Here is a 12,256-nt window from a genome sequence, read left to right on the forward strand (position 1 = left end):
AAATATGCTATAATAAGAGTCAGGATAATTTACCATTAAAAAATACTTAGGAGAATGAGATGAAAAAACAGGTTCAATCTTTAACGGGGTTGCTCTCACTACTGATCGTTATAGTTTACTACTGGGTAAATCTACCCCCAATTAATCCCTTGAGTGGTGATTTTTGGATTTTTCTTATTTTCCTCCTGTTTCTTTTTGCTATTAATATTTTCGTCATATCACTCACCAAAGGTTTGGTAGGGCTATTTCAGAGAAAACGGTACCAAAACCAGGCTAAAGATGTTACTCAATATTTTAATGTCTTTTCAGGTGCGGTGCGGTGGATTATCCTTATTATCTTAGCTATCTCCATGGGTCTAGCCTTGCTATCGGTTATGAACTCAAGGGTTTTGCGGGCTAAGAGTTATGCTAAGGTGATTAAGGTAAAAGATGCTGATTTCAAAACAGATTTTCCAGAAAGTGATATCTCAACCTTAGCACTCTTAGATAGGGAGTCAGCGGAAAAAATTGGGGATACCTATTTAGGGACTATTGATAAAGTTTCACAATTTGGTATTTCAGATGAATACCGTCAAATCACCATTGGAAAACAACCTTTCCGAGTATCTCCATTAGAATATAAAAGTTTTTGGAAATGGGTAACCAATCGTCAAGAGGGGATTCGTTACTATGTCAAGGTCAATCAAACAACGGGTAAGGCCGAGTTAGTAAAATTAGCAAAACCAATGAAATATTCAAATTCTGAATTTATGTTCCGTGATACGATGCGCCATTTACGTTTTAATCACCCCTTCACAATTTTTTCTGACCCCTCTTTTGAAGTAGATGATGATGGAAATCCTTTCTACATTGCGACCACTTACGCTCCAAAATTTGGCTTATCATCAATGGATCCAAATGGGGCTATCATTCTTGATGCAGTGACAGGAAAATCACGCTATTATAGTCTAAAAGAAATTCCCAAATGGGTTGATCGTGTTTATTCTGCTGAAAATGTTATCAAACGGGTAAACGATTATTATACCTATCAAAATGGTTATTGGAATACCATTTTTAGCCAGTCAGGTGTTAAGAAAACGACTGATAGCTATAACTATATTACAATAGGATCGGATATCTATTTGTATACAGGAATTACTTCTGCAACGGCCGATTCCTCAAATCTTGGCTTTATCCTAGTCAATATGAGAACGCGGCAAATCACTAATTACAAATTAGCATCGGCTACGGAGACGTCTGCTATGAAGTCAGCAGAAGGTGAAGTTCAAGAAAAAAACTATAAGGCTACTGCCCCAACACTTGTTAAATTGAATAATAAAGCCTTTTATCTTATTCCATTGAAAGATGATGCTAGTCTGGTCAAGTCTTATGCCTTAGTAGATGCAGAAGATTATCAGCAAGTGACTGTTAATAATGATATTTCGAGTTTAATTGCCCAATTTACAGATCGAGATACAAGTGGGCTAACTTCCCTAGGGAGTGCGACTAAGAAAGCAAAAGTAATTCAAGGACAAGTCCAAGAAGTGGCAAGTCAAATTGTCTCGGGAACAAGTGTTTACTATTTGATTTCTGATGGTAAAATTTATAAAGTAAAAGCAAGTAGGGAAAGTTCAGACCAACTTCCATTTCTTAAAGTTGGAGACCGCTTTAAAGCAGAATTGGGAGAAGAGAACTTCTTGCAAAACTTTAAAATTACCGAAAAATAACATGAGTCAAAGTGGGCGAATTTTTCGTCCACTTTGACTGAACAGTTATCCTCAAGCTAATTGTTTTCAAAAACTAGCTGTGCTATACTAAATCTAGTTTTATAAAGCTTTTAGGCTTTGATCTAAAAAGAGAATTATGAAAGCTATTTGGGCTAAACACAGTCTTATAGTCAAATCTTGTAAAAATACTGGTTAACAGTATTTTTATTTTGTTATTTGTGAAATGGAAGGAAAAATGTCAAATCAATCACGAAAGAATAAACGAAAAAGACATCAAGTCTATGAGGGAATCCGCTGCGCTTCGGCTTTGACCTTTATCAGTGGCTATGTTAATACTTTTACATTTATGACTCAGGGGAGACGATTTGCAGGAGTTCAAACGGGAAATGTCATGTATTTGGCTATTCGAATTGCTGAAAAAAACTATCTTCAAGCCTTGGATTTTTTATTGCCTATTTTTTTCTTTATGCTGGGGCAAAGCTTTGCTTATTTTGCTCATAGATGGGTTAATAAGCATCATCTGCCTTGGCATTTACTAGCTAGTGTGCTGCTTACTGCCATAGCCTTGGTGACTAGTTTGGTAACGCCATTTACAAGTCAATTTATAACCGTATCTGCCTTGGCTTTTTTTGCATCAATCCAAGTGGATACCTTTAAATCTTTACGAGGCGCCAATTATGCGAATGTCATGATGACAGGCAATATTAAAAATGCAGCTTATATTTTAACCAAGGGACTATATGAAAAAAATAAAGAGCTTATTCTTATCGGTCGTAATACTTTGATTATTATTATGACGTTTATTTTAGGTGTCATTTGTTCAAGCTTTTTATCCTATCGCTTTGGTGAGATGGCACTTATGGCTATGCTACTCCCATTAGGTTATGTCAATTATTTACTTTTAGTGGAGTATCTTTACATTCAACGAAAAATAAAACCAATTGTAGGTGGGTAAGTTTCTATCCTTAGTTTTTTTGCCAATTAGAATATGCTATAATAAATTAATATCTCTTTAGAAGGTCACTAAAACCGGTTAGAGAAGAAATTGAAAAGGTTTCATTAGCCTTGAAAGGAAATCAAATGACTGATAAAAAACCATTTTACATTACAACTCCGATTTACTACCCATCAGGGAAATTACACATTGGTTCTGCATATACAACCATTGCTTGTGACGTTTTAGCACGTTACAAACGCTTGATGAACCATGAGGTCTTTTACCTAACAGGACTTGATGAGCATGGCCAAAAAATTCAAACCAAAGCTGAGGAAGCAGGGATTACCCCTCAAACCTATGTTGACGGCATGGCCAGTGATGTGAAGAAACTTTGGGCTTTACTTGATATTTCTTATGATAAGTTTATTCGTACCACAGATACTTATCATGAAGAAGTAGTAGCTCAAGTTTTTGAGAAATTATTAGCCCAAGACGATATTTATTTAGGAGAGTATTCAGGATGGTATTCTGTATCAGATGAAGAATTCTTTACTGAAAGTCAATTAGAAGAAGTTTTCCACGATGAAAATGGTAAGGTAATTGGTGGTACTGCCCCTTCGGGTCATAAAGTTGAATGGGTTTCAGAAGAGTCTTATTTCCTTCGTTTAGGAAAATATGCTGACCGTCTGCTTGCTTTTTATAAAGAAAACCCTCAATTTATTCAACCTAATGGCCGTTTGAATGAGATGCTTAAGAACTTTATTGAACCTGGCTTAGAAGATTTAGCTGTCAGCCGGACAACCTTTACTTGGGGGGTTAAAGTTCCTTCAAATCCTAAACATGTGGTTTATGTCTGGATTGATGCGCTTCTTAACTATGCGACAGCTTTAGGTTATGGTCAAAAGGACTCTCATAATTTTGAAAAGTTCTGGAATCAAGGAAGAGTCTTTCATATGGTTGGGAAGGATATCCTTCGTTTCCATTCTATTTATTGGCCAATCCTCCTTATGATGTTAGAGATGAAATTGCCTGAGCGTTTGATTGCCCATGGTTGGTTTGTCATGAAAGATGGCAAAATGTCTAAGTCTAAAGGTAATGTTGTTTACCCAGAAATGTTGGTTGAACGTTATGGCCTAGATGCTTTACGTTATTACCTCATGCGTAGTCTACCAGTGGGTTCTGACGGGATGTTCACGCCTGAGGATTATATTGGACGGATTAACTATGAGCTTGCTAATGACTTGGGTAACTTGCTCAACCGTACCATTGCTATGATTAATAAATACTTTGACGGTCAAATTCCAGACTATCAAGCAGGTGTAACGCATTTTGATGCTGATTTAGAAGCAGTCGTAGCTGCACAAATTGCGGAATATCATGTGCAAATGGAAGCTGTTGACTATCCTCGTGCATTAGAAGCTGTTTGGACCATTATTTCTCGTGCTAATAAATACATTGATGAAACAGCTCCTTGGTTATTAGCAAAAGAAGATGGTAATAAAGAAGATTTAGCATCAGTAATGGCTCATTTGGCAGCAAGCCTGCGCGTGGTCGCACATTTGCTCCAACCATTCATGATGGAAACCTCTAATGCTATCATGACACAACTTGGTCTAGAAGCGGTAGCTGACTTGGAAAATCTTTCATTAGCTGGTATTCCGCCTCAAACAACTGTTATCTCTAAAGGGCAACCCATTTTCCCACGTCTTGATATGGAAGAAGAAATTGCCTATATCAAAGCAGAAATGGAGGCTGGCTCAGCTATTTCTCAGGAAAAAGAATGGGTTCCTGAAGAAGTTGAACTCAAATCGGAAAAAGAGGAAATCAGATTTGAAACCTTTGATGCTGTTGAGATTCGTGTGGCTGAAGTTAAGGAAGTGGCTAAGGTCGAAGGTTCCGATAAATTGCTGCGCTTCCGTCTTGATGCGGGAGATGGAGAAGATCGTCAAATCTTGTCTGGTATCGCAAAATTTTATCCAAATGAGCAAGAATTAGTGGGGAAAAAATTGCAAATCGTTGCTAATTTAAAACCTCGCAAAATGATGAAAAAATATGTTAGTCAAGGGATGATTTTATCGGCTGAACATGGTGATCGTTTGACTGTTTTGACAGTTGATCCAGCAGTTCCAAACGGATCGGTAATTGGTTAAGTTTGTAGGTCAAAAGGCTATTTTCAACTGTTAGAGAGTTGGAAATAGTTTTTCTTAACTATTTTCTTCTAACCTTAAACCGCTAGACTAATCAAAAACTATAGGGAGCGAGTATGCCTATTTTTCATAAGTTTCAGTTCTTTAAGAATAAAAATAATTATCTTGTTTTGGAAGTCATTAGAGCCTTTTTCTTTTACAGTATGGTTGGACTTTTCTATCTATCTGGCATTATCTTGATCTTAATGGTAACCAGTCATGACGCCATTATCAATCTACCAATTATCAAAGATCGTTTTTATGGTTTAGCGAGTATGGCTCTTATCCGTCAGGTACCTAGCTTACTCTTGGGTTTCGCGCTACTTGTTTGTGGACGCGCAATCGGAAATAGGAGTGCTAAAGCTTTCTTTCCTACTCTGATTTTTCTGAGTGCAGCTGTTTTATATACAATTTTTTTCTACAGAAGTTTTGCGCCAACGGTAGTTCTGATTCTTTTGGTCATATTACTCTGGCTTAGTCGACCAAATCTTTATCGGCGACAGCTTATTATTAGTCATGAAGATGGTTTCCTTGATGGTCTTATCTGGTCCTTTTTGAGCCTTTCCTATTTTATTTTAGGCTATACTAATTTGGTGGACTCACATCATCAATCGCGTATTTCCTTAGATGAACATTTTTCTGTCCCTAGTTTCCATTGGTGGTTGATGGGCTTATTGACTTTAGTTTTGATCGCCATTAGTTCAACCGTTTTAATACTATTCTTAAAACACCGCAGAGTCGAGATTGGTCAGCCCTTTGATAAAGAGCGCTTTGAACAGATTATCAAAAAAGGAGACCATCATTACACTGGGCTCGCTTACCTTCAAGATAAGCGGATTTGGTATTATCAGGTTCAGGGGCAGGACCAGATAGCATTACAATTCAGAGCTCAAGGGGATAAACTTCTTGTTATGGGAGATTTTTTTGGCGATCGTAATTACTTTGATGAAGCATTAGAAGCCTTTATGAGTGAAGCCGATTTATATAATTATCATCCTGTATTTTATGAAGTGTCTGAACAAGAAGTTATGGCGATTCATGATCATGGCTTTGATTTTATTAAATTAGGAGAGGAAGGTATTGTTGCCTCTACTCAATTTTCACTATCAGGTAAGAAAAAGCAAAATTTAAGGTCAGTATCTAACCAAGTTGAAAAGGCTGGCTATGTTTTTTCAGTTCTTAAGCCCCCCTACTCTAAGGACTTGATAACATCATTAAAAGTGATTTCGGATGAATGGTTAGCAGGCCGAAAAGAAATGGGCTTTTCACTTGGTTTCTTTGATGATTTTTACTTGAGTCATAGTGATATTGCTATCTTAAGATCAAGAGAAGGTGAGATTGTCGCTTTTGCGACTATTGAAAAATCTGATACAGAAAAGATGCTCTCAGTCGACTTGATGCGTTATTTGAATAAAGCTCCAAAAGGTGTCATGGATGCTCTCTTTATAAGATTAATAAACCATGCTAAATTGGAAGGATTTGACTTTTTTAATATGGGGATGTGTCCTTTATCTAATGTCGGCAAAAATCGTTTTAGTTTTTTTAATGAAAAAATGGGTTATTTGCTCTACCAGTACGGTTCTCAAATTTATTCTTTTGATGGTCTAAGGCATTACAAGCAAAAATTCGCCCATAAATGGGTTCCCTACTATATCGCCTATCCTAAACAGTGTCTATTTCTATTTGTGATACTTGCCTTAGTTCAGGTATCCTATAGACAAAAGTAGCGATTAATCTCTTTAAAGTAGGAACCACATAGATATAAAAATAAGACTGTTAGGTCTTATTTTTATATAAATAGTTAGAAAATTTTGAAAAAGGGATAGTATAATCAAGCTTTTTTGTTATAATAGAAAGCGATTATTTATGGGCAAGCATTAATATATAGTCGGCCCTTTCAAAAAAATAGAGGAAAGGTGTAAACTTACGTTTACATAGAGGTGTTGTATGGTAAAAAAAGGATTTTTGACAGGTTTGCTATTATTTGGTGTTTTTTTTGGTGCTGGAAATCTCATTTTCCCACCGGCCTTAGGTGTAGCTTCTGGTAATCATTTTTGGCCAGCTATTTTAGGATTCTGTCTGTCCGGCGTTGGCTTAGCCATCATCACCTTGCTAGTTGGAACCCTGACCAATGGAGGTTTTAAACATGAAATGGACCTTAAGTTTAGCCCTTGGTTCTCGCTCAGCTTTTTGGTTATTTTGTATTTAACTATTGGACCCCTTTTTGCTATTCCAAGAACGGCCACGGTTTCCTTTGAGGTTGGCCTATCACCGCTTGTTGGTAACAGTCAGGTGGCTTTGATGATTTTCTCTTTTTTCTTTTTCTTGGCTGCTTATCTGCTTGCTAGTCATCCGACTAATATAATGGCCAGTGTAGGTAAGGTTTTGACACCTTTATTTGCTTTGCTTATTCTTTCATTAGTGATTGTAGGAGCAGTTAAATATGGTCAATCAGGCAGTGGCACAGCTAGCGCTGACTATCTGGCTAATGCATTTGGTGGAGGCATCTTAGCGGGTTATAATACAGTAGATGCCCTAGCTGCGGTGGCTTTTTGCCTAGTAGCAACTGAGACCCTAAAACAATTTGGCTTTGCTAATAAAAGAGAGTATTTATCAACGATATGGGTAGTCGGAGTAGTTACAAGCCTAGCTTTTAGCATTCTCTATATTGGGTTAGGTTACTTAGGTAACAAATTTGCTGTTCCAGAAAATGTACTGGCTGACCCTTCAATCAATAAAGGTGCTTATGTTCTAGCGCAGGCTTCTTATCAGTTATTTGGTTCTTTTGGACGCTACTTCCTTAGTGTGATGGTCATTTTAACCTGCTTCACCACGACAGTCGGTTTGATCGTTGCAGTATCTGAATTTTTTGCTAAACATTTCACCAAATTATCCTACAAATTCTACCTCAGTATCTTTACCCTTATTGGCTTTTTAATTGCTAATTTGGGGCTGAATGCCGTTATTGCTTTTTCACTGCCAGTACTTTCCTTACTTTATCCAATTGTTATTGTGTTAGTGGTTATTATCTTGCTTAATAAGGTGATGCCCTTATCTAAAAGAGGGATGTCGCTGACCATAGCTATAGTGAGTATAATGTCCTTTTTGGAAGTGCTAGCTGGTTTATTGCCCAAAACAATTGTTGCTACTTTTGTGGATTACTTGCCACTTCATGCTATGTCAATGGGCTGGTTATTACCAACGGTGATTGGCCTTGTCATTGCCATGTTATTACCTGATAGAGTCAGAGGAGAGGTTTTCGATTTGAAGCAATTTGAAAAGGAAGCTTAAAAGAAATGAGTGACAATCTTAGTGAGAGCCAATTGGCTCTTTTTTTGATATACTGACAGATAATATAGTCTGAAGGAGTAGAGGTTTTGAAAGAGATTAGTCAAGAAAAATTTAAGTTATATATGGCAAATGCTGACAATTCAAAAGACCTTGTCTATCTGAAGCATGAGTTGAATATTGATTCTGAGATTTTAACTTATGCCGCAGATAAGAATGAGTTGTCCCATTTAGAGTATGATCGTGACGAAAAAACCTTATTGCTGATTTACAATGTTTTAGATATTTCCAAGCAGGATTATCATTATCAGACTGTCCCTATTACTTTTTTTGTTTATGGAAATCATCTTATTACCATCTATAAGGATAAAAGCAGTTATATTGTCAAACAAATGGAGGATTTATTAGAGAAAAACAAGTCCTTATCACTTTACAAATTCTTGTTTATTGTCCTTTATCTCATTTCCAAAAATTATTTTCCCACAGTGGACAGCCTTAATTCAGAACGGAATCGCTTAAATAATCTCTTGCGGGAAAGAACGAGTAAGAGAGAACTTTTGCAATTGTCAGACTTAGAAACGGGCTTAGTCTATATAGTCTCCGCTAGTAAACAAAATGTTCTCTTAATTGAGCAGTTAAAAAGTCACCTCTTGTATCTTGATCTTAATGATCTTGAAGAAGAACAATTAGATGATGCCTTGATTGAGGCGCGGCAGTTAATGGAAATGGCGCAATTGTCAGCGCAAGTTTTATCACAGTTAGAAGGCACCTATAATAATGTCTTAAATAATGAGCTTAATGACACTATGAAAATTTTGACCTTACTATCTATTCTTTTAACTATTCCAAGTATTGTGACAGGATTTTTTGGGATTAATGTACCCTTGCCACCGCTTCTAACTCAACACCCTTTGGGATGGTTAATGGTAATAGGGATTTCAGTCATTCTTTGGTTTGTCATGGCATTTATCTTAAAAGTGATGATGAATTACCAACGTAAATAAAGCTATTGATGGCACTACTCACACGCTGTTCCCTAATGGTTTATGGTTAGCTTTTATTAATGGTGATAACTACGGGGAAGTGCTTATTCTGTTGAAAAAACAGGAGATTTACCTAGAGACTCAAATAAGGTTACTGTAAACAATTGATTATAAAGAAAAGAACTATATCATTTGAAGAAATGTTGAAGGTTGCTTATTCTTAGACGCTTTACTACTGGTCTAACAAGGGTTATAGAGGATAGTTTTAACTAGTCTTCTAAAGGCTACAAATTTTTGCACTAAAAAAGGTCATCAAATCAATATCTGATAACCTAAAAGAGTAGGATAGGGTGAATATATGTTTAAGAAAATCAGAAATCAAGAATCAGCCTTTCAACCAGCCTGTGAAGTCTGCCCATTGACCTTGGATACTATCTCCCCAGCGCTTGTACCAAGGTTGTTGATTATCGTAGTCAATATAGTTTTGATAAGTTTCTTCAGCACGTTTTTCTTCAGCAAGCTTTTGCTCTTCTTCTTTTTGTTTATGTCTTTCTTTCGCGATTTTTTCTTTCTCTTTTCTTATAGTTTGTGAATCTCTTAAGAAAATACTACCTGCGTGTATCCCCTCATCTGACTTTAACACTATTGTTAATCGCTGATTTTCCTTGGAAGGACAATCTACTTTTACATTTACTAGTAACCCCGAAGAGCCTTGATTGTCGTTATACACAGCACCTAATTGCATATTTTGGTTTTTGTCTTTGTATGTTACTATTTTAGGGCTAGTATTTGCTGCTTTAGGTATTCTGTAATTATCATTTGTTTGATTGTCAGTGGAATTTTCGTTATTTTTAAGATACTCTTCTTTTATTTTATTATTTATTGATATTGGATTATAGTTTTCCCTATCTTTTTTTAACCAAAAAGACCAACCCACTGGTAATGTAATTGTTATTTTATTATCTGTATCAATAGTAACAGGTATTGCGTTCCCATTGTTATCAGTAACTTTTTGTTGATCTGGGTCTAACTCCCATTTTAAAGTCTCCTGCGAACTTACTTGATTCGTTTGCTCTGTATCTCCTTCCTCCGCCTTCGCACTTGGTGCTAGACCAACAGTAAGTAGTACGATGGCTAACATTAATACCTTTTTCACTTTATATCTCCATTTCTATAATCAAAATCTAATTTGATTATAACGCTTTCAATCAGAGAGATATAGGGCATTTTTTTAGATAAATTGTAAAGAATGACCAAAACTAACTTTTTCTTTGGTTAGTATTTTAATAGATAGGCTCGTGCTATAGGAAAGGACTAACTTAATTATTGAGGCTTTGTATAAAGTGTGATAGTATACTGTACAAAGTAAGGTTTATTTCTTTTGCTATGCCAAAGGAGGGTACTTGTTGATTTTTCATACTAAATCAATATAACAAGTATTAAATGGATAGCAGAGAGCTTGGATAGTGGCCCTCTGAAATCGGCCGCCCATTTTTAGCCCCTAGATGACTCACTAAATGCTAGTCACCTATTTTTGCTCAGTATAGCAACGATAAGCCTATTAAAAGCAAGTACTAAGTGTTGTTTTCTAGGCTTTGTGAACAAGAGAGAAACAAAAATTGCGATTTTATAAGAAAAACAGATTTATCACTATCAACTATTACAGACGCTAAAGGAGAAAAATATGACATTTGAAGACATTTTACCAGGCTTAAAGGCTAAGAAAAAATATGTGCGGACTGGCTGGGGTGGTGCCGAAAATTATGTACAACTTTTTGATAGTCTTGAACAGAACGGCCAAGCTTTAGAAGTAACACCCTATTTTTTAATCAATGTTTCGGGTGACGGGGAAGGTTTTTCAATGTGGTCGCCAACCCCATGTGATGTTTTGGCTACCGATTGGATTGAAGTCAATGACTAAAAAGGTTCTCGTTACGGGTGTAGCCTCAGGAATCGGTAAGGCTCAAGCAGAATTGTTTTTAAGGAAAGGTTACCAGGTCTATGGTGTTGACATCAGCGCTAAGCCAGACTTGGCTGGGAACTTTCATTTTTTGCAAATAGACCTTTCATCAGATTTAACTCCCCTTTTTCGATGGTTGCCTTCGGTCGATATTCTCCTCAATACAGCGGGCATATTAGATGCCTATAAACCTCTTTTAGAAACGACTATGTCAGATTTCGAAAAGGTTTTTGCTACTAACTTTTTTTCAATGGTAAAGGTGACACGCTTTTATTTGGAAAAAATGCTGGCGCAGCAAAAGGGGATGATCATCAATATGTGCTCCATTGCTAGTTTTCAAGCTGGCGGAGGCGGTGCTGCTTATACAAGCAGTAAACACGCTCTTGCTGGCTTCACTCGACAATTAGCTCTGGATTATGCTAGAGCAGGGATCCAAGTCTTTGGTATAGCACCAGGTGCCGTTCAAACAGCTATGACCGCTGGTGACTTTGAAGAAGGTGGTATGGCTAATTGGGTAGCGCAAGAAACCCCAATTGGCAGGTGGACTCAGGCTGAAGAGATAGCAGACCTAACTTATTTTTTAGCCTCTGGTAAAGCTGCTTCCATGCAAGGAGAAATTGTTAAAATTGACGGCGGGTGGACCCTTAAATAGCTCTGCCATTACCAAAAAGAAATCGGAAATAGAAATGATTATTAGACAAGAAGAAAAAGAGGATTTTAGGGCTATCTACCAGTTGGTGACAGAAGCCTTCGCTTGGGCAGAACATAGTGATGGTACTGAGCAGGACTTGGTTGAAGCTTTGCGTGAGGGCGATTCTTATATAGCAGAACTGTCCTTGGTTTTAGAGGTTGATAAGCAATTACGAGGCCATATCATGTTTACAAAAGCGAAAGTCGGTCAGCATGAGGCCTTGGTTTTAGCACCTTTGAGTATTGCTCCTTGCTATCAAAAACAGGGTTACGGCAGAGCTTTGATTGATAGAGGTCATCAAGTTGCAAAAAATCTTGGTTATGACCTCATTTTAGTATTGGGTAGCAAAGGCTATTACTCTCAATTTGGCTATCAGCCAGCGGAGCTTTTTGGCATTAGCTTACCGCAAGGTTTCCCTTCAGAGAATTTTATGGCTTTATCCTTATGTGGTAATGGTCATTATTTAGGTCAAGTCAGCTTTGCTAAAGAATTTGGAATAGATTAA

General features: G+C 36.9%; 10 protein-coding genes. 9 read left to right on the forward strand and 1 reads right to left on the reverse strand.

The features are described from left to right. Nucleotides 1–59 precede the first annotated feature (59 nt). The 6 genes from STRPS_RS07375 to STRPS_RS07400 all read left to right on the forward strand — a co-directional run bounded on the left by STRPS_RS07375 (nt 60) and on the right by STRPS_RS07400 (nt 9,121). Entirely contained in the window at nt 60–1,706 is a 1,647-nt protein-coding gene (locus STRPS_RS07375; protein WP_007895713.1) for a hypothetical protein, read from the forward strand. A gap of 235 nt (nt 1,707–1,941) precedes the next feature. Continuing rightward, nucleotides 1,942–2,661 (forward strand): YoaK family protein, encoded by a 720-nt coding sequence (locus STRPS_RS07380; protein WP_176602256.1) that lies wholly within the window; start codon nt 1,942–1,944, stop codon nt 2,659–2,661. 125 nt (nt 2,662–2,786) lie between these two features. Beyond that, a complete protein-coding gene (metG, locus tag STRPS_RS07385) occupies nt 2,787–4,793 on the forward strand; it encodes a methionine--tRNA ligase (RefSeq protein ID WP_007895769.1) in 2,007 nt (668 codons plus the stop codon). 113 nt (nt 4,794–4,906) lie between these two features. Further along, nucleotides 4,907–6,556, forward strand: a complete 1,650-nt coding sequence (locus STRPS_RS07390; RefSeq protein WP_007895785.1) for a phosphatidylglycerol lysyltransferase domain-containing protein — start codon at nt 4,907–4,909, stop codon at nt 6,554–6,556. 220 nt (nt 6,557–6,776) lie between these two features. Then, nucleotides 6,777–8,120, forward strand: a complete 1,344-nt coding sequence (gene brnQ / locus STRPS_RS07395) for a branched-chain amino acid transport system II carrier protein (RefSeq protein WP_007895869.1) — start codon at nt 6,777–6,779, stop codon at nt 8,118–8,120. 86 nt (nt 8,121–8,206) lie between these two features. Further along, the gene (locus STRPS_RS07400) at nt 8,207–9,121 is read left to right on the forward strand and encodes a magnesium transporter CorA family protein (protein ID WP_007895694.1); all 915 of its coding nucleotides are present in this window, start codon (nt 8,207–8,209) and stop codon (nt 9,119–9,121) included. A 364-nt stretch (nt 9,122–9,485) separates the two neighbouring features. Here the strand turns inward: STRPS_RS07400 and STRPS_RS07405 are convergent, their stop codons facing one another. Further along, nucleotides 9,486–10,256 carry a hypothetical protein gene (locus STRPS_RS07405; protein ID WP_007895802.1) on the reverse strand — a complete coding sequence of 257 codons (771 nt, stop codon included), beginning with the start codon at nt 10,254–10,256 and terminating at the stop codon, nt 9,486–9,488. A gap of 528 nt (nt 10,257–10,784) precedes the next feature. Here STRPS_RS07405 and STRPS_RS07410 point away from each other — a divergent pair. From STRPS_RS07410 to STRPS_RS07420, 3 genes are read left to right on the forward strand one after another with little or no spacing between them, the layout of a single operon-like run. Then, nucleotides 10,785–11,021, forward strand: coding sequence for a DUF2829 domain-containing protein (locus STRPS_RS07410; protein WP_007895871.1), 237 nt, complete (start codon nt 10,785–10,787; stop codon nt 11,019–11,021). Further along, nucleotides 11,014–11,712 carry a 3-oxoacyl-ACP reductase gene (locus STRPS_RS07415; protein ID WP_007895717.1) on the forward strand — a complete coding sequence of 233 codons (699 nt, stop codon included), beginning with the start codon at nt 11,014–11,016 and terminating at the stop codon, nt 11,710–11,712. Before STRPS_RS07410 ends, STRPS_RS07415 begins: the two co-directional genes overlap by 8 nt. Then, entirely contained in the window at nt 11,687–12,256 is a 570-nt protein-coding gene (locus tag STRPS_RS07420) for a GNAT family N-acetyltransferase (RefSeq protein ID WP_007895793.1), read from the forward strand. Before STRPS_RS07415 ends, STRPS_RS07420 begins: the two co-directional genes overlap by 26 nt.

Origin of the sequence: Streptococcus pseudoporcinus LQ 940-04, from assembly GCF_000188035.1 — a bacterium.
In the GTDB taxonomy this organism is placed as follows: domain Bacteria; phylum Bacillota; class Bacilli; order Lactobacillales; family Streptococcaceae; genus Streptococcus; species Streptococcus pseudoporcinus.

Excerpts from the sequence above, each read along its gene's own strand:
- STRPS_RS07375 (WP_007895713.1), top strand. The coding sequence starts at position 60 with ATGAAAAAACAGGTTCAATCTTTAACGGGGTTGCTCTCACTACTGATC.
- STRPS_RS07380 (WP_176602256.1), top strand. The coding sequence starts at position 1,942 with ATGTCAAATCAATCACGAAAGAATAAACGAAAAAGACATCAAGTCTAT.
- metG (WP_007895769.1), top strand. The coding sequence starts at position 2,787 with ATGACTGATAAAAAACCATTTTACATTACAACTCCGATTTACTACCCA.
- STRPS_RS07390 (WP_007895785.1), top strand. The coding sequence starts at position 4,907 with ATGCCTATTTTTCATAAGTTTCAGTTCTTTAAGAATAAAAATAATTAT.
- brnQ (WP_007895869.1), top strand. The coding sequence starts at position 6,777 with ATGGTAAAAAAAGGATTTTTGACAGGTTTGCTATTATTTGGTGTTTTT.
- STRPS_RS07410 (WP_007895871.1), top strand. The coding sequence starts at position 10,785 with ATGACATTTGAAGACATTTTACCAGGCTTAAAGGCTAAGAAAAAATAT.
- STRPS_RS07415 (WP_007895717.1), top strand. The coding sequence starts at position 11,014 with ATGACTAAAAAGGTTCTCGTTACGGGTGTAGCCTCAGGAATCGGTAAG.